Annotated in this window: 14 protein-coding genes; 9 read left to right on the top strand and 5 right to left on the bottom strand. The window is 65.8% G+C overall.

What is annotated here, in order from left to right; translation table 11 throughout:
* Positions 1–200: 200 nt before the first annotated feature.
* From R3D65_RS02895 to R3D65_RS02910, 4 genes are all read left to right on the top strand, one after another.
* Positions 201–1,637 carry a methylmalonyl-CoA mutase family protein gene (locus R3D65_RS02895; protein WP_371273726.1) on the top strand — a complete coding sequence of 479 codons (1,437 nt, stop codon included), beginning with the start codon at positions 201–203 and terminating at the stop codon, positions 1,635–1,637.
* Entirely contained in the window at positions 1,634–3,763 is a 2,130-nt protein-coding gene (gene scpA / locus R3D65_RS02900; RefSeq protein WP_371273727.1) for a methylmalonyl-CoA mutase, read from the top strand. Before R3D65_RS02895 ends, scpA begins: the two co-directional genes overlap by 4 nt.
* A 73-nt stretch (positions 3,764–3,836) precedes the next feature.
* Positions 3,837–4,058 carry an AbrB/MazE/SpoVT family DNA-binding domain-containing protein gene (locus R3D65_RS02905; RefSeq protein WP_371273728.1) on the top strand — a complete coding sequence of 74 codons (222 nt, stop codon included), beginning with the start codon at positions 3,837–3,839 and terminating at the stop codon, positions 4,056–4,058.
* A complete protein-coding gene (locus tag R3D65_RS02910) occupies positions 4,055–4,453 on the top strand; it encodes a type II toxin-antitoxin system death-on-curing family toxin (protein ID WP_371273729.1) in 399 nt (132 codons plus the stop codon). Before R3D65_RS02905 ends, R3D65_RS02910 begins: the two co-directional genes overlap by 4 nt.
* 207 nt (positions 4,454–4,660) lie before the next feature.
* Here the strand turns inward: R3D65_RS02910 and R3D65_RS02915 are convergent, their stop codons facing one another.
* A complete protein-coding gene (locus R3D65_RS02915; RefSeq protein WP_371274345.1) occupies positions 4,661–5,977 on the bottom strand; it encodes a phospholipase D family protein in 1,317 nt (438 codons plus the stop codon).
* A gap of 64 nt (positions 5,978–6,041) precedes the next feature.
* On the bottom strand, positions 6,042–7,256 hold the full coding sequence (locus tag R3D65_RS02920; RefSeq protein ID WP_371273730.1) for an AI-2E family transporter: 1,215 nt from the start codon (positions 7,254–7,256) through the stop codon (positions 6,042–6,044).
* 109 nt (positions 7,257–7,365) lie between these two features.
* On the opposite strand from R3D65_RS02920, the gene R3D65_RS02925 reads away from it, so the two are divergent.
* Positions 7,366–8,736, top strand: coding sequence for a TIGR03808 family TAT-translocated repetitive protein (locus R3D65_RS02925; protein WP_371273731.1), 1,371 nt, complete (start codon positions 7,366–7,368; stop codon positions 8,734–8,736).
* Between the two features lie 17 nt (positions 8,737–8,753).
* On the opposite strand, the gene R3D65_RS02930 is transcribed toward R3D65_RS02925, so the two are convergent.
* Positions 8,754–9,761 carry an asparaginase gene (locus R3D65_RS02930; RefSeq protein ID WP_371273732.1) on the bottom strand — a complete coding sequence of 336 codons (1,008 nt, stop codon included), beginning with the start codon at positions 9,759–9,761 and terminating at the stop codon, positions 8,754–8,756.
* Positions 9,762–9,837: 76 nt separating this feature from the next.
* Here R3D65_RS02930 and R3D65_RS02935 point away from each other — a divergent pair, with 76 nt between their 5' ends.
* Positions 9,838–10,641, top strand: a complete 804-nt coding sequence (locus R3D65_RS02935; RefSeq protein WP_371273733.1) for a DUF3750 domain-containing protein — start codon at positions 9,838–9,840, stop codon at positions 10,639–10,641.
* Here the strand turns inward: R3D65_RS02935 and R3D65_RS02940 are convergent.
* Together R3D65_RS02940 and R3D65_RS02945 are read right to left on the bottom strand one after the other, a co-directional pair.
* Positions 10,581–11,327, bottom strand: coding sequence for an SDR family NAD(P)-dependent oxidoreductase (locus tag R3D65_RS02940; protein WP_371273734.1), 747 nt, complete (start codon positions 11,325–11,327; stop codon positions 10,581–10,583). The genes R3D65_RS02935 and R3D65_RS02940 overlap by 61 nt on opposite strands.
* Positions 11,324–12,490 carry an acetyl-CoA acetyltransferase gene (locus R3D65_RS02945; RefSeq protein ID WP_371273736.1) on the bottom strand — a complete coding sequence of 389 codons (1,167 nt, stop codon included), beginning with the start codon at positions 12,488–12,490 and terminating at the stop codon, positions 11,324–11,326. Before R3D65_RS02945 ends, R3D65_RS02940 begins: the two co-directional genes overlap by 4 nt.
* 230 nt (positions 12,491–12,720) lie before the next feature.
* On the opposite strand from R3D65_RS02945, the gene betC reads away from it, so the two are divergent.
* Genes betC through betB form a run of 3 tightly spaced genes read left to right on the top strand, consistent with a single transcriptional unit; the run spans position 12,721 to position 17,416 of the window.
* A complete protein-coding gene (gene betC / locus R3D65_RS02950) occupies positions 12,721–14,247 on the top strand; it encodes a choline-sulfatase (protein WP_371273737.1) in 1,527 nt (508 codons plus the stop codon).
* Between the two features lies 1 nt (position 14,248).
* A complete protein-coding gene (betA, locus tag R3D65_RS02955; RefSeq protein ID WP_371273738.1) occupies positions 14,249–15,934 on the top strand; it encodes a choline dehydrogenase in 1,686 nt (561 codons plus the stop codon).
* 18 nt (positions 15,935–15,952) lie between these two features.
* Entirely contained in the window at positions 15,953–17,416 is a 1,464-nt protein-coding gene (betB, locus tag R3D65_RS02960; protein ID WP_371273739.1) for a betaine-aldehyde dehydrogenase, read from the top strand.
* Positions 17,417–17,420: the final 4 nt, after the last annotated feature.

Genomic DNA, 17,420 nt, shown 5'->3' on the forward strand with positions numbered 1-17,420 from the left:
CCTGTAGCGGGTATAGCCAAGGCCCGGCGCTGCCACAATGGCGCGTCGGAACGCCCGCGCTCACGTCATGCGAAAAAGTGTTGCAGGCACGCCGCGCCCGAACGCCGATGACACGCTTTGGCGAATGTGGCATTGCCCCCCGCAAGGCACGACCATAAAGTCTGGCGACGGCATCGCAACCATGCCGGATCGGAGGTGGAATGGACGCGGCGGTCCTCAAGCAATCAACATTCGAGGCACTGGGACTGGACGACTGGCGAAGGCTGGCGGAAAAGGCGCTGAAAGGCGCTGATTTCGAGGAAACGCTGGTCTCGCGCAGCGATGACGGCATCCGCATCGAGCCGCTATCCCAGGCAGCGCAACCGCGCCTGATCGCCGGCCACAATGCCGGCAGCCCATGGACGCGGGTGCAACGGGTCGACGATCCTGACATCGATCGCGCGAAAGCGCAGATCGCGGCCGACCTGGAGGGTGGCGCCACGGGTCTGGCGCTCGTCTTCGAGGGTGCGCCGAATGCCTTCGGCTACGGCCTGCCGGCGTCAGCCGATTCGCTGGCCGCCGTGCTGGAGGCCACACCGCTGGACAAGACGCATCTGCGCATCGACGTGCATCCTTCCAGCCGCAATTCGCTGGACTGGATGGTGGCGCTGATGACCAGGAAGCGGGTCAACCCGGCTTCGCTGTCGCTCTCCTTCGGCATCGATCCGGCCGCCGTCTTCGCCGGAACGGGGCGCCTGCGCATGTCGATCGAGGCGTTGCGGGCCTCCATGCCGCAATCGCTGGCGCATTTCTTCGCCATGCAGGTGCCGGGCGTGCTGCTGGAAGCGGACGGGCGGGTCTACCACAATGCCGGGGCAACGGAGGCGCAGGAACTGGCGGCCATGCTGTCGCTTGCGGCCAGTCACATGCGCATGTTCGAGGAGGCGCGCCAGCCGCTCGTCTATGCCGCGCCGCATATCGGCTTCTGCGTCTCGGCGGATGCCGACCAGTTCATGACCATGGCGAAAATCCGGGCGCTGCGCCTGCTGTGGACACGCCTGCAGGAAGCCTGCGGCATCGATCCGTCGGCCACGTCGATCCATGCGGAGACATCCTTCCGCATGCTGACGTCGAGGGACGCGGAAACGAACCTGTTGCGAAACACGATTGCCTGTTTCGCGGCGGCGGCCGGCGGTGCGGACACGATCTCGGTCCTGCCGCACACCTTTGCCCATGGCCTTCCCGATGCCTTCGCGCGCCGCCTGGCCCGCAACACCCAGCTTGTGCTGGCGCAAGAAAGCCGCCTGTGGTTCGTCGCCGATCCGGCCTCGGGTTCGGGCGCCGTGGAAGCGCTGACGGACGGGCTGTGTGAAGCGGCATGGAATGAATTCCAGGCCATCGAGGCGGAAGGCGGCATTTTGCAAAGCCTGCTGGGCGGTCATTTCCAGGCCCGCGTGAAAGCGGCCGGCGAGACGCGGGCACGCGCCTATCGCGAGGGCAGCCGCGTGCTGGTCGGCGCCACGCTCTACCCGCCAGCCGAGGACCGGACGGTGGACGTGCTCGACGCGCAACGCCGGCCCATGCCGACGGACGGAACCGTGCGCTGCGAGCGGCTGGACGTGGCGCGCATCGAACAATTGGCCGGAGGGGCGTCATGATCCCGGATTTCACCAGGACGGCATGGAAGCGGCCAGGCAGCGTTCCTTCGCGCCTTGCCGAAGGCGAGCCATGGACGACCCCCGAAGGCATTGACGTGCGCCATGCCTATGGCGAGAAGGATCTGCGGGGCCTTGCCATCGCTTCCACCGTGCCCGGCGCGCCACCTTTCCTGCGCGGCCCCTACCCCACCATGTATGTACAGCGGCCCTGGACGATCCGCCAATATGCCGGCTTCTCCACGGCGGAGGACTCCAATGCCTTCTACCGGCGCAACCTGGCCGCCGGCCAGAAGGGGCTGTCGGTGGCCTTCGACCTGGCCACCCATCGCGGCTATGATTCCGACCATCCGCGCGTGGCCGGCGATGTGGGCATGGCGGGTGTTGCCATCGATTCCATTCTCGACATGCGCCAGCTTTTCGACGGCATTCCGCTCGACGAGATGAGCGTTTCCATGACCATGAACGGCGCCGTGCTGCCGATCATGGCGCTCTATGTCGTAGCGGCGGAGGAACAGGGCGTTTCGCAGGAGAAGCTGTCCGGGACCATCCAGAACGACATTCTCAAGGAGTTCATGGTCCGCAACACCTATATCTATCCGCCCAAGCCGTCGATGCGGATCATTTCCGACATCTTCGCCTATACCTCGGCGCACATGCCGCGATTCAATTCCATTTCCATTTCAGGCTATCACATGCAGGAAGCCGGGGCGACGGCGGATCTGGAACTGGCCTACACGATTGCCGACGGCATCGAATATGCCCGCGCGGGGGTTGCGGCCGGACTTCCCATCGATGCGTTCGCGCCGCGCCTTTCCTTCTTCTGGGCCATCGGCATGAATTTCTTCATGGAAGTGGCCAAGTTGCGGGCGGCACGCCTGATCTGGGCCACGCTGATGCAAAAGGAGTTCACCCCGCGCGATGAGCGCTCGCTGTCGCTGCGCACCCATTGCCAGACCTCGGGATGGTCGCTGACGGCGCAGGATCCCTGGAACAACGTGATGCGCACCATGGTGGAGGCCATGGCGGCCACGCAGGGCCACACGCAATCGCTGCACACCAATGCCTTCGACGAGGCGCTGGCCTTGCCGACCGACCATTCCGCCCGGATCGCCCGCAACACCCAGCTTGTCCTGGCGCATGAATCCGGCACCACGCGGATGATCGACCCCTGGGGCGGCTCTGCCTTCGTCGAACGGCTGACGCAGGATCTCGCGGTGCGCGCGCTGGCCCATATCGAGGAAGTGGAAAACCTCGGCGGCATGGCCGCAGCCATCGAAAAGGGCGTGCCGAAGATGCGCATCGAGGAGGCCGCAGCGCGCACGCAGGCGCGCATCGACACCGGACAGCAGCCGGTCATCGGCGTCAATGCATTCCGGCCCGAGGAGGACCGCGCCGTCGACGTACTCAAGGTGGACAATGCGCAGGTGCGCGCGCGCCAGCTTTCCAAGCTTCAGGAACTGAAAGGCACACGCGATGTTGCCGCCGTGGAGGCCGCGCTTTCGGCACTGACGGATGCGGCAACCGGCGATGGCAACCTGCTGGCGTTTGCCATTCGCGCCGCCCGCGCGAAGGCGACCGTGGGCGAGATCAGCCTGGCGCTGGAAAAGGCCTTCGGGCGCCATGTCGCAGACATCCGCACGATTGCCGGCGTCTATCGCCGTACCGCCGGCGACGACCCGCGGGTGGAGGCGGCGATCGAGCAGGTGGAGGCATTCGAGGAGAAGAAGGGCGAACGCCCGCGCATTCTCGTGGCCAAGATGGGCCAGGACGGCCATGACCGCGGCCAGAAGGTGATTGCCACGGCGTTCGGCGACCTGGGCTTTGACGTGGTCGTGGGCGCCATGTTCCAGACGCCGGAGGAAGTGGCGGAACTGGCCGTCGAGCATGATGTGCATGTGGTCGGCGCATCCTCGCTGGCCGCCGGCCATCTGACGCTGATCCCGGAACTGAAGACGGCGCTGGAGGCGCGCGGACGCGGCGACATCCTGGTCGTGGCCGGTGGCGTCATCCCGCCGCAGGACCACGCGGCGGTGCGTGAAGCAGGAGCGGCAGCCATATTCGGACCCGGCACGGTGATCGCCGAAGCGGCCGGCGAGGTCGTCTCGCTGCTGATGGCGCAGGACTGACGCCTGTTGCAACAGGCGTTGTAACAGCGCTGCGCCAATGTTATAATGCATGTTGCAACATCGGAGGCAGAGCATGACCGCTACCATCCGCAAGATTGGCAATTCCGAAGGAGTCATCATTCCCAAGGAAATTCTGGAGCGTTTGAACCTCAAGAGCGGTGATTCCATCGATTTCGTCGAAACCGAGAATGGCCTGATCATACGGCCGGCAAACGACAAGTTCGCCCGCCAAATGGATGCGGCTCGCAGGATCATGGACCAGTACAAGGTGGCCCTGTCGGAACTGGCGAAGTGACCTGGAACTTTGTCGACCGCGACCTCGCAGAGGCAGCGCACAGGGAACAGTTGCGCCGCCATGGCGGCGGTCAGGGATTGCGTGATGCAAATGCACTGGAGAGTGCCCTTGATCGTCCCCGGAACAAGGCAGCATACGGTGATCCTGACGTCTTCGAGCTTGCCGCAGCCTACCTGTTCGGCATGGCGAAAAATCACCCTTTCGTGGACGGCAACAAACGCACGGCGCTGGTCGTCTGCGGCGTCTTCCTGCTCGACAACGGCTACGCGCTAACAGCCAATGACAACCTCGTCTATGAACTGGTGATGGGAGTCGCGGCCGGCGAGATCGACGAGGATGGCGCCCGTCGCTTCCTGCACGACCACACCGTTCCGATCGCCGATCTTCAGCCCTGACGGGTGCCTGGCGGCGGTGCGCCGGCTTGCGTTGCCGCCTTTTTCCCTGCAATTTCGCGAGCGCGAAAGTCTGCAACTTTCGCTGAAATTGCTTCACCCCTCAACGCAATTTCGCGGGCGCGAAAGGCTGCAACTTTCGCTGAAATTGCTGCACCCCTCAACGCAATTTCGCGAGCGCGAAAGTCTGCAACTTTCGCTGAAATTGCTTCAGAGCAACCACTCAACCGGCAGCCAACCGATCACTGTCAGCAGGACCGAGCGCAGCACGGACCCTCCCGGTTCGTCACGCCGCGTGATCGTCCGGCCCTCTTCCTGTCCGCGCCAAAGCAGGCTGTCATCCTCCGCCAGCGAGACCGCCCAGGCAGCAGCGGGAACCGTGTCGGCAAAGGCCTTGTCCAGCTCCCCGGCCAGCGCGGCATCCTCCACGACAAGGCCCATTTCGCAGTTGAGCAGTGCCGAGCGCGGGTCGAAGTTGAACGAACCGACATAGATGTGCCGCCCGTCCACCGAGAAGGTCTTGGCATGCAGGCTGGAGGCGGAAGAACCGGCAAGGCCGAGCCGGCCATGACCGCCCGGCACGCCGGTTTCGCGCCGCAGTTCGAACAGGCCGATGCCGGCCTTGAGCAGTTCCTTGCGGTATTTCACATAACCGGCATGAACCGCTGACACATCCGTGGCTTCCAGCGAATTGGTGAGAACGGACACAGTCACACCCTGCCCCGCCCAGTCCGACAGCGCGGCCGCACCGATCCTGCCCGGAATGAAATAGGGGGAAACGAGGTTGACGCTTGTGGCCGGCTCGCCGATGCCTTCGAACAGGCGGGCGATCAGCAGGCGGTTTTCCGGCACCGGCCCCTGCCCCTTTGCCGGATCGTCGGAATAGAGCTGCGCCTTGCGCCAGCGGAAAATGTCCTCGCCGCGCGCCACCCGCCCGATCAGCTTGCTCTGGCGCAGGGCCGACCGGTAGTCGGCAAAGGCCTGCGCCCGGTCCTGCTCGGCGGCGTCGCGCAGCAGGCCATCGGTGGAACCGGATTGGCCGGCAAGAACGGTCCGGGCGGGAATGGCGGACCGGCTTGCCCAGTAGGCGTCGAAGTCGTCGGCCACGGCCGGAACCGCATCGCCGACCGCCAGGACATCGAGATCGATGAACAGGCTGTCGCCGGCGGCAAAGTATTCATCGCCGACATTGCGGCCGCCGACGATGGTGGCCAGGCCGTCGACGGTCAGCGACTTGTTGTGCATGCGCCGGTTCAGGCGGAAGAAATCGAAGGCATAATTCAGCAGCCGCGGCCGGCGCAGCATGAAGGGGTTGAAGATCCGCACTTCCATGTTCGGATGGCGGGCGAATGCGGCCATCTCGGCATCGAAACCGGGCGTGCCGTTGTCATCGACCAGCAGGCGCACTTTCACGCCGCGTTCGGCCGCTGCCAGCAATTCGCGCATCAGGACGATGCCCGTCATGTCGCGGTGCCAGATGTAGTAGCGCGCATCGATGGAGGTCGTGGCCGCGCGCACGAGGGCCATGCGGGCGATGAAGGCGTCGATGCCCTCCGACAAGGGCAGGATGCCGGTCAGGCCGGGATTGGCCTCAAGCAGCGGTTTCAGCCCTTCGGCCAGCAGGCCGTGACCGGCCGGCGGCAAGGCGGTGGACGACTGACCGGCCGCAGCAGGCGGCGGAAAGGCGAGCCGCAACGCGCCGAGACCGGCGGCGATCAGGACAATGGCGAGGAAAATGCCGGCCATCAGCAACCTCATCGCGCCACCGCCCGGTCAGGCGACGGCGCATTGCCATCGGCCGAGAGCAGGACGGAGAGGCCGCCAGCACGATGGACAGGATGGCGGTCAGTGGTACGGCCAGGATGGCGCCGGGCACGCCCCACAGCGCGGCCCAGACGGTCAGGGCGACCATGACGACGAAGGGGCTGAGATTGACCGACTGGCCGATCATGCGCGGCTCCACCACATAGCCGACGGCCATCTGCGCCGCGGTCAGCGCGACGGCGGCCATGGCGGTCTGCGCCAGGGAGCCGAACTGCGCAAGGCTGAGCAGGACCGGGAAGGCCACGCCGACAATCGAGCCGATATAGGGTATGTAATTCATCAACCCGATCAGGATGGCCCAGAAGGCTGCAAAATCAATACCTATGGCCACCATGATGAGATAGGACACGATGCCGAGGACGACATTGATCAGCGTCTTGACGGCCAGGTAATCGGTAATCGACCGGTTGATCGAGGCAATGACGTCGTGGGCGCGGCGCGCGCGCTCCGCATCGCCGGCAACGCTGGTCAGCTTGGCGGCGAACTGGCCGCGTTCGGCCATCAGGAAAACAACGTAGAAGACGATGAGGATGAGCTGGCCGCCCATGGCGGTCACCTGCCCCAGTGTTCCGGTGATGAAGGCCTGCAGGCTGACGCGGCCTGCAAGCCAGGTGCGCAGGGTTTCCCAGGTCGGCGTCTGCTCGAAACCGGCCCACCGGCCAAGCTGGCCTGCCAGGCTGACGAGATTCTGCTGATAGGTGGGCGCCACGCGGATCAGGCTGTCCACCGTCGAGCCGACAATGGCGGCAAACAGCAGCAGCACGGCGGCGAAGGCGGCCGCGACCGCCAGATTGCGCAGCCAGCGCGGCGCCAGCTTGAGCACCGGCACGCGGTTCATGAATTCCGCCGCGCCGGTCAGGATATAGGCGCTCAGAATGGCCGCGAAGATGGGCCAGAGCACGGCCGAGCCGATCCACAACAGCCAGCCCGTCAGGCAGACGACCAGAAGGATGAACGCGAGATTGCGGGCGCTATCGGCCACCGACACCATCTTCTGCCGCCCCTTCCCGAACCACGCTGCGATACAGGTGGTTCATCCTTCCTGGCACGGTCCGCGCATGTCAACCGGTTTGACAACGGGACTTGTGCCAATGATGGACAGACGCCGGTTTTTCTCCGCTTTTGTGCCCGCCGCAGCCGCGGCGGCCGTGCCAATTCCGGCCAGCGCGCGGAGCCTGTTCGAGAATGCTGCCATGCGCGGCTCCATACCGGCAAGCGAAATGGGCGTGCGGCCCGGCGCGCTCGATGACCAGTCGCGCGTCTTCCAGCGCATGCTGGACGAGGCGGCGCGGCGCGACCAGCCGGTTTTCCTGCCGCCGGGCGACTATGCCGTTTCCAACCTGACCTTGCCGGACCGGCTGCGGCTTTCCGGTGTGCCGGGGGCCACGCGCATCGTCTATACCGGCAATGGTCACCTGTTCGCCGGCGAGGACTGCGCGTCTCTCTCGCTGACGGGCCTCACCATCGACGGACAGAACCGCTGGCTGTCGGACCAGACGCAGGGGCTGATCGACCTCAGGCGCGTGGCCAGCGTCACCATTGACGGTTGCGAGATCACCGGTGCGGGCAAGAGCGCCATCGTCATGGAACGCTGTGGCGGGCGCATCGAGCGCAGCACCCTTTCCGGCGCGCAGGATCATGCGCTTTACGCGGTGGAGTCGGCCGGCCTCACCGTCACCGGCAACACGGTGGAGGATTGCGGCAATGGCGGGCTGCTCATCCATCGCTGGCAGGCCGCCCATGACGGGTCGTTCGTCACGAACAACCGGATTGCGCGCATCGGCGCGCGCAAGGGTGGCACCGGGCAATATGGCAATGGCATCAACCTGTTTCGCGCCGGCGGCGTGACAATCGCCAATAACAGCGTGTCGGACTGCGCCTTTTCCGCCATCCGCGCCAATTCGGCGTCCAACATGATCGCCCAGGGGAATACCTGCCTGCGCTCGGGCGAGACCGCGCTCTACACGGAATTCGCCTTCGAGGGCGCGGTGATCGCCGGCAATATCGTGGATGGTGCGGCCAACGGCATCTCGGCGGTCAATTTCAACGAGGGCGGGCGGCTGGCCGTGATCCAGGGCAACCTGGTACGCAACCTTTCCACGCAAGGCCCCTACCCGGCCGATGCGCCCGGCTTCGGCGTCGCCATCACGGCGGAGGCGGACACGTCCGTTTCCGGCAACACGGTGGAAGGCGCGCCTCGCTACGGGCTGCATCTGGGCTGGGGTGCCTTTCTGCGCAATGTGGTGGCCAGCGGCAATGTCATCCGCGCCTGCGGCACCGGCATCGCCGTCAGCGTGGCCGAGGGCGCGGGCCGGGCCGTGATTTCCGGGAACATGATCGCGGACACGCCAAACGGCGCCATCGTCGGTTATCGCTGGAGCGAGGCGGTCACCGGCGACCTGGCCATCCGGGGGGCGGCCGGCTGGCCGCATCTCACCGTGGAGCGCAACGCGACCGGGTGAGGCGCTTCATGCGGCGATCACGCCAGCGGCGCGGCGGGGCGGATTTCGCCCACCGTTTCGCCGTTGCGGTTGAGCACGGGGCGGCGGGCGAAGGTTTCCAGACAGGCGGCGAGATCATCGTCGCGCCCGGCCGCGGCGTAAGCCAGCACGGCGGCGACCATGGTCTCGGCGGCGCGCTCGGCGCCATCGTCGGCCTTCAGCGCAATGCCAAGGCCCAGGTCCGGAAGGGCAGCGCAGAACACGCCTTCCGCGCCGATCTTCAGAAAAACCCTGCCGGGCGCGGCCTGCATGACGCGGGTGTCGAAACGATCCGTGCCGGCCATGAACCAGGGATCGGCCATGCAGGCGGCAAGGAGGCGGCGCGCGGCGGCGGCGCGGACAGGTTCGAGCCCCTGCCCCGTCGCCATGCGGGCGAAGCCTTCGGCCAGCGCCGTCAGCGGCACGGCATAGGTGGGGATGGCGCAGCCGTCGGTGGCCGCATTGCCGGCGTCATGGGCCGCACCGGTGACGGCGGTCATGGTCTCGGCGATGAGGCGCTGCTCGGCGTGGCCGGGCGTGACATAGCCACTTGTTCCGAAGTCGAGGTGGCGGCAGGTACACAGGAAGCCCGCGTGCTTGCCGGAGCAATTGTTGTGCAACTGGCCCGGCCGGTCCATGGCGCGGGCCTGTTCGATCAGCACGGCGGGGTCCGCCGCCCAGTGGCTGCCGCATTCCAGATCGGCCTCGGACAGGCCGGCGCTGGCCAGCATGGCGGCGGCGCGCTCCACGTGGCCCGGTTCGCCGGAATGGGAGGCGCAGGCCAGCGCCAGGTCGGCCTCGCCGAAGCCGAACGCGTCGGCCGCGCCGCTTTCGACGAGGGGCAAGGCCTGTATGGCCTTGACGGCGGAGCGCGGAAAGACCGGGCGTTCGATATCGCCGCTGGCCGCAACCATCTGGCCGCCGGCGTCGATGATCACGAAGGCGCCGCGATGCCGGCTTTCCACCCGGTTGCCGCGCGTCACTTCAACCAGCACGGGATTGTCCATGTTTTGACCTCATTTTCCATTCCAGATACCGTTCAAACGGCCATTGCCGGTCAGGATGCCATACGGACCCGAGCGCATGCGATTTTTCAAGCGGCTTTCCATCCTCTTCACCGTCTTCTTCCTGCTTCCCTCGCTGGCCTCTGCCGCGTGGTGGATGTCGGTGGAGCGGCCCGGCTCATGGCGGCAGGCCGACTGGACATCGTCCGGTGTGCTGCCACCCGCCGCAACGCTTGACGAACCGGTCATCCATGTCATGGCGGCGCGCACGGGCGGCCTCAAGGGCGCGCTTTCGGTGCATAGCTGGATCGTCACGTTCGATCCGGCGGAAGGCCGCTACAACCGCTATGACAAGGTGGGCTGGGGGCAGCCGGTACGCCGCAATGCCTATGCCGCCGATGCCCGCTGGTATTCCAACACGCCGTTTTTCGTGAAGACCGTGCGCGGCGCGGACGCGGCGCGGCTGATCCCCAGGATCGAAGCGGCGATCGCCGCCTATCCCTACAATCACCGCGGCGGCTACACGATCTGGCCGGGGCCGAATTCCAATTCCTTCGTCGCCCATGTGCTGCGCGCGGTGCCCGAACTCGACGCCGTGCTGCCGCCGCACGCGGTGGGGCGGGACTGGCGGCCGGGCCTGTTCGCCTTCGACATCGCCCCCGACGGCGCGGACATGCATTTCTCGCTCGGCGGGCTGATGGGATTTGCCGCCGGCCTGCGCTCGGGCCTCGAAGTGCACATGTTCGGCCTCGTCGCCGGCTTCGACCTGCGGCGCCCTGCCCTGAAAATTCCCGGCATTGGCCGGGTGGGGATGTCAGGCGATCAAGCCCTGTCCTCCAGGATGCCGGCGGACAGGAAGCCGCCATCGACGGCCAGCGTGTGACCGGTGATGAAGCTCGCCTCCTCGGAGACGAGGAAGGCCACGGCGGCCGCGATCTCGTCGGGATCGCCATAGCGGGCCAGCGGCAGGCGCGGCAGCCACTGGCTCCGGTCGGCGGCTGTGTGCAGGCGCGAAACCATGGGCGTTTCCACCGGGCCGGGGGCGATGCAGTTCACCCGCACGCGCGCCGTGCCCAGTTCGCCGGCCATGACCTCGGTCATCATCTTCACGCCGGCCTTGGACGCGCCATAGGCCACGCGGCCCTTGTTGGCGCGCAGGCCGGAGACCGACGAGATGTTGACGATGGCCAGATCATCGCCCATCCGCTCCACCGCCGCCTTGGAGGCGATGAAGGAACCCACCAGGTTGACGTCGAGGATCTGGCGGAACAGTTCGGCCGAGGTTTCCATGGCCGGCAGGTCACGGGCAATGCCCGCGCTGTTGACGAGGGCGGAGAGCGGTCCCAGCGTGTCGGCGATGCGGTCGAAAACCTCGCCCACCTCGTCCTCGTCGGTGATGTCGCAGGCGATGAACAGCGCGTCCTCGCCCTCCAGTTCCGCCTCGGCTTCCGCCAGCGCGGCGCGGTTGGCGTCAACGATTCCCAGCGACCAGCCATCGCCCAGCAGGCGCTCGACAACGGCGAGGCCGATGCCGGAAGCGCCGCCGGTGACGACGGCGACCCGGTTCACTTGATGCGCTCCAGGATGGACACGTAATTGGCCACCGCGGCGCCACCCATGTTGAAGATGCCGCCCAGCGTGGCATTCTCCACCTGAAAGCCGTCCGCCTCGCCCATCAACTGCATCGCGGTGAGCGCATGCATGGAGACGCCGGTGGCGCCGATCGGATGGCCCTTGGCCTTCAGCCCGCCCGACGGATTGACAGGCAGGCGCCCCCCCTTCTCCGTCTGGCCCTCCAGCGCCACCTTCGCGCCCTCGCCCGGCCTTGCCAGTCCCATCGCCTCATATTCGATCAGTTCGGCGATGGTGAAGCAGTCGTGGGTTTCGACGAAGGACAGGTCTTCAAGGCCGACACGGGCCTGTTTCATGGCCTGCGCCCAGGCATGGGTGCAGCCCTCGAACAGCAGGATGTCGCGCTTCGACATGGGCAGGAAATCCTGCACATGGGCATTGCCGCGAATGGCGACGGCCCGTTTCATGGACAGCGCCGTTTCCACATCGGTCAGCACGATGGCGGCGGCGCCATCGGAGACAAGCGAGCAGTCGGTGCGCTTCAGAGGCCCGGCGACGAAGGGGTTCTTCTCGCTTTCCGTGCGGCAGAATTCGAAGCCGAAATCCTTGCGCATCTGGGCATAGGGATTGCCGACACCATTGCGGTGGTTCTTGGCGGCGATGGAGGCCAGCGCGTCGGACTGGTCGCCATGGCGCTGGAAATAGGCATGGGCGATCTTGCCGAAGACACCGGCGAAGCCGGCCGGCGTATCGCCATCCTCGGGCAGGTAGGAGGCGCGCAGCAGGTTCTTGCCGATCTCCGGCCCCGGCGTCGTGGTCATCTGCTCGGCGCCGACGACGAGGACCACGCGGCCGGCCTTGCTCTCGATGGCGCGGATGCCCTGGCGCACGGCGGCCGAACCGGTGGCACAGGCATTTTCGACGCGCGTTGCCGGCTTGAAGCGGAAGCCGTCATCGGCCTGCAGGACCAGCGACGCGGTGAAATCCTGCTGCGAGAAGCCGGCATTGAAATGGCCGAGCACGATCTCGTCCACGTCACCGGCCTCAAGGCCGGCATGGTCCAGCGCCTCGCGCGCGACCTTCACGATCATGTCTTCCAGCGTGATGTCGGAATGCTTGCCGAAGGGCAGGTGCGCCCAGCCCACGATGCATGCGGTCATATCGTCTCTCCCGGTTGTCCGGGCCGGGCAGGCCGGCCCCGTCATGGGCGACAATCTGGACCGGCTTTCGATGAACGTAAAGCCTTCGGGCATGCGTAAGCTGCTGTGCATGAATGCGCCAGCACGCCCGCAGGCGGAATTGACAGGAGCCGGCGCGCCATGGCAAATTCCGGCCACATTGAATGACTATTCAATAAAAATTCCACCACCCCCGACCGGAGTGCAAGCCCGTGCCCGCGAAGCCGAACATCCTCGTCATCATGGTCGACCAGTTGAACGGAACCTTGTTTCCCGATGGCCCGGCGGACTGGCTGCATGCACCGAACCTGAAACGGCTGGCCGCGCGCTCCACACGGTTTCGCAATGCCTATACGGCCTCGCCGCTTTGTGCGCCGGGCCGTGCCTCCTTCATGTCGGGCCAATTGCCGCGGCGCACGCGCGTCTATGACAATGCCGCGGAGTTCGCCTCGGACATTCCCACCTATGCGCACCACCTGCGCGCGGCGGGCTATTACACCTGCCTGTCGGGCAAGATGCATTTCGTCGGGCCGGACCAGTTGCACGGATTCGAGGAAAGGCTGACGACCGACATCTACCCGGCCGATTTCGGCTGGACGCCAGACTATCGCAAGCCGGGCGAGCGCATCGACTGGTGGTATCACAATCTCGGCTCGGTCACCGGCGCGGGCGTGGCCGAAATCTCCAACCAGATGGAATATGACGACGAGGTCTGCTTTCACGGCGCGCAGAAGCTCTACCAGCTTGCCCGCGAGAATGACGATGCCGACCGGCGGCCATGGTGCGTCACCGTTTCCTTCACCCATCCGCACGACCCCTATGTGGCGCGGCGCAAATACTGGGACCTTTATGCCGATTGCGATCACCTGGAACCATCCGTTCCCGCGATCCCCTTCGAAGAACAGGACCCGCATTCGCAACGGCTCTACAAGGCCAATGACTACACGAATTTCGATATTTCGGACGAGGACATCCGCCGATCGCGCCAGGCCTATTTCGCCAACATTTCCTATCTCGACGACAAGGTGGGCGAATTGCTGGCCGTGCTGGAGGCCACGCGCATGGCCGATGACACGGTGATCGTGTTCTGCTCCGACCATGGCGACATGCTGGGCGAGCGCGGCCTGTGGTTCAAGATGAATTTCTACGAAGGCTCGGCGCGCGTGCCGGTGATGATCGCGGTGCCGGGCCGGCCTGGCCGCCTCGTCACCGATCCGGTCTCGACCATGGACATCCTGCCGACGCTGGCCGATCTGGCCGGCATCGACCTGGAGGGCATCATGCCCTGGACAGACGGGGAAAGCCTGGTTGCGCAGATGGAGGGCCATGCCCGCAAGGAACCCGTGCTGATCGAGTATGCGGCGGAAGGTTCCCAGGCGCCGCTGGTCTGCATCCGCGAAGGCCACCTGAAATTCGTCCACTGCGAACTGGACCCGCCGCAACTCTTCAACCTGGCGGACGATCCGCTGGAACTGGAAAACCTGGCACCCGATCCGGGCCACGAGGAGGTCGTGCAGGCCTTCATGACGCGGGTGCGCGCGACATGGGACATGGCGGCCTATGACGCGGAGGTACGCCAGAGCCAGGCGCGGCGCTGGGTGGTCTATCCGGCGCTACGCAACGGGGCCTATTTCCCGTGGGATTTCCAGCCGCTGCAGAAGGCATCGGAACGCTACATGCGCAACCACATGGATCTGAACGTGCTTGAGGAGAACAAGCGCTATCCGAGGGGCGAGTGACATGACATCCGGCAAGCATTTCGACGATGCGGCACAGCTTGCCGCCGACTATGTGATCGTCGGGTCGGGCTCGGCCGGTTCCGCCATGGCGTACCGGCTGTCGGAGGACGGGAAGCACTCGGTGATCGTCGTCGAACATGGCGGCACGGATGCCGGCCCGTTCATCCAGATGCCCGCTGCGCTTTCCTATCCCATGAACATGAAGCTCTATGACTGGGGCATGAAAAGCGAGCCGGAGCCGCATCTGGGCGGGCGCCAGCTCGTCACGCCACGCGGCAAGGTGATCGGCGGTTCCTCTTCCATCAATGGCATGGTCTATGTGCGCGGCCATGCCCGCGACTTCGACCATTGGGCGGAAAGCGGCGCGCATGGATGGTCCCATGCCGATGTGCTGCCCTATTTCCTGCGCATGGAGAACGCCGATTCCGGCGAGGCCGACTGGCGCGGCAAGGACGGGCCGCTGCATGTGCGCCGGGCGCGCATGGACAATCCCCTCTACGGCGCTTTCATCGAAGCGGGCCGGCAGGCCGGTTTCGAAGTGACCGGCGATTACAACGGGCAGAAGCAGGAAGGCTTTGCGGCCTTCGAGCAGACCATTCACAAGGGCGAGCGCTTCTCGGCCGCCAAGGCCTATCTGCGCCCTGCCCTCGGGCGGCCCAACGTTCATCTCGTCAGGGGCCTTGCGCGGCGCGTCGTGATCGAGAACCAGCGGGCCAGCGGCATCGAGATCGAGGCGGGCGGGCACGCTCGAACCATTCATGCAAGACGTGAAGTGATCCTGGCGGCCTCGGCCATCAATTCGCCCAAGCTGCTCATGCTGTCGGGCATCGGCCCGGCAGCACATCTGCGCGATCTCGGCATCGATGTGGTGGCTGACCGGCCAGGCGTCGGCGCCAACCTCCAGGACCACCTGGAACTCTACATCCAGCAGGAATGCACGCAGCCGATCACGTTGAATGCCAAGCTCGGCCTCATCTCCAAGGCGATGATCGGGGCGGAATGGCTGTTCCTCAAGCGCGGCGACGGGGCCACCAACCACTTCGAGGCCTGCGGATTCGTGCGGTCGGCGGCCGGTGTCGACTATCCCGACATCCAGTTCCATTTTCTGGCCGGGGCCATCCGCTATGACGGCAAGGCGGCGGCAAAAGGCCACGGTTTCCAGGCCCATGTCGGGCCGATGCGCTCGAAATCGCGGGGATCGGTCACCCTTCGCTCGGCCGATCCATCCGACAACCCGGTCATCCGCTTCAACTACATGAGCCATCCCGACGACTGGAGCGAGTTCCGCCATTGCATCCGGTTGACGCGCGAGATTTTCGGGCAGGCAGCGATGGCGCCGTTTCGCGGCCGCGAGATTTCGCCGGGCGACCATGTCCAGAGCGACGAGGCGCTGGATTCCTTCATCCGAGACCATGCCGAAAGCGCCTATCACCCGTGCGGCACCTGCCGCATGGGTGCGGCCAGCGATCCCATGTCGGTTGTCGACCCGGAAAACCGCGTCATCGGCGTGGAGGGCCTTCGTGTGGCCGACAGCTCCATCTTCCCGCGCATCACCAACGGCAACCTGAATGCGCCGTCGATCATGGTGGGCGAAAAGGCGTCCGACCACATCCTCGGCCGCCAGCCCCTGCCCGCCTCCAACCTGGAGCCGTGGATCAATCCGCGCTGGCAGGTCAGCGACCGATAGCCGAGAGACCGATCCACCATGCGCGCGCAACCTTCCGCTTCCCATTTCATTGACGGCAAGCCGTTCGAGGACACATCCGGCCCAATTCTCGAAAGCCGCCATCCGGCGAGCGGCGAAGTCATTGCACGGCTGCATGGCGCGACCGATGCTGTGATCGAGGCTGCGGCGGAGAGCGCGGCGCGCGCTCAGGCCGCGTGGGCCGCGCGGCCGCCGGAGGAACGCGGCGCGGTGCTTCGCAGGACCGCCGCGATCCTGACGGAACGCAACCGCGCGCTTTCGGAACTGGAGACGCTCGACACCGGCAAGCCGCTTCAGGAGACGCTGGTGGCCGATGCCGCCTCGGGGGCCGAATGCCTCGACTACATGGGGCGCGTGGTGGCCGGGTATGCCGGGCGGCACATCGACCTTGGCGGACCCCATGCCTATACCCGGCCCGAGCCCTTCGGCGTCACGCTTGGCATCGGGGCGTGGAACTACCCGATCCAGATCGCCTGCTGGAAATCGGCGCCGGCGCTGGCCATGGGCAATGCGATGATCTTCAAGCCGTCGGAGGTCACGCCATTGTCGGCGCTGAAACTGGCGGAAATCTATGTCGAGGCCGGGCTGCCGGCCGGCCTTTTCAACGTGGTCCAGGGCTTCGGCGACGTGGCGGCGAGGCTGGTCGAACATCCGGTGATCGCGAAGGTTTCATTGACCGGCTCGGTGCCGACCGGCAAGAAAGTGCTCGCCAAGGCCGGCAGCCTGATGAAACCGGCGACGATGGAGCTGGGCGGAAAGTCGCCGCTGATCGTGTTCGAGGATGCCGATCTGGAAAGCGCCATCGGAGGCGCCATGCTGGGCAACTTCTATTCCTCAGGCCAGGTCTGCTCCAATGGCACACGCGTTTTCGTACATGAAGCCATCCATGACCGGTTCGTCGAGCGGCTCGTCGAACGCACGCGCGCCATCCGCATCGGCGACCCGATGGACGAGGCGACGCAGATGGGGCCGCTGGTCTCGGCGGCGCAGCTTGCAAAGGTGACCGGCTATATCGAGGCCGGCAAGGCGGAAGGCGCGAATCTGGCCTGCGGCGGCGACCGTCCACATCTCCAAGGGCTGGAAGCCGGGCATTACGTGGAGCCAACGGTTTTCACCGGCGTCACCGATTCCATGACCATCGCGCGTGAGGAGATCTTCGGGCCGGTGATGGCCGTACTGTCTTTCCGCGACGAGGAGGAGGTGATCGCGCGCGCCAATGCCACGCCGTTCGGGCTGGCTGCCGGCGTGTTCTCGGCGGATATGGAGCGGGCCAGGCGCGTCGTCCACCGCCTTCAGGCCGGCACCTGCTGGATCAACGCCTACAACCTGACACCCGCCGACATGCCGTTCGGCGGCGTCAAGCAGTCCGGCATGGGCCGGGAAAACGGCCTTGAGGCGCTGGCTGCCTGGAGCCAGATCAAGAGTGTCTACGTGGCAGACGGGCCGGTGGACAGCCCCTACTGAGCGT

It is taken from the genome of Zhengella sp. (genome assembly GCF_041397485.1).
GTDB lineage: Bacteria > Pseudomonadota > Alphaproteobacteria > Rhizobiales > Rhizobiaceae > Zhengella.

What these genes read in the sequence shown, in the direction of transcription:
- R3D65_RS02895 (WP_371273726.1), top strand. Translation starts at nt 201, where the DNA reads ATGGACGCGGCGGTCCTCAAGCAATCAACATTCGAGGCACTGGGACTG.
- scpA (WP_371273727.1), top strand. Translation starts at nt 1,634, where the DNA reads ATGATCCCGGATTTCACCAGGACGGCATGGAAGCGGCCAGGCAGCGTT.
- R3D65_RS02905 (WP_371273728.1), top strand. Translation starts at nt 3,837, where the DNA reads ATGACCGCTACCATCCGCAAGATTGGCAATTCCGAAGGAGTCATCATT.
- R3D65_RS02915 (WP_371274345.1), bottom strand. Translation starts at nt 5,977, where the DNA reads ATGGCCCTCGTGCGCGCGGCCACGACCTCCATCGATGCGCGCTACTAC.
- R3D65_RS02925 (WP_371273731.1), top strand. Translation starts at nt 7,366, where the DNA reads ATGATGGACAGACGCCGGTTTTTCTCCGCTTTTGTGCCCGCCGCAGCC.
- R3D65_RS02930 (WP_371273732.1), bottom strand. Translation starts at nt 9,761, where the DNA reads ATGGACAATCCCGTGCTGGTTGAAGTGACGCGCGGCAACCGGGTGGAA.
- R3D65_RS02935 (WP_371273733.1), top strand. Translation starts at nt 9,838, where the DNA reads ATGCGATTTTTCAAGCGGCTTTCCATCCTCTTCACCGTCTTCTTCCTG.
- R3D65_RS02945 (WP_371273736.1), bottom strand. Translation starts at nt 12,490, where the DNA reads ATGACCGCATGCATCGTGGGCTGGGCGCACCTGCCCTTCGGCAAGCAT.
- betA (WP_371273738.1), top strand. Translation starts at nt 14,249, where the DNA reads ATGACATCCGGCAAGCATTTCGACGATGCGGCACAGCTTGCCGCCGAC.
- betB (WP_371273739.1), top strand. Translation starts at nt 15,953, where the DNA reads ATGCGCGCGCAACCTTCCGCTTCCCATTTCATTGACGGCAAGCCGTTC.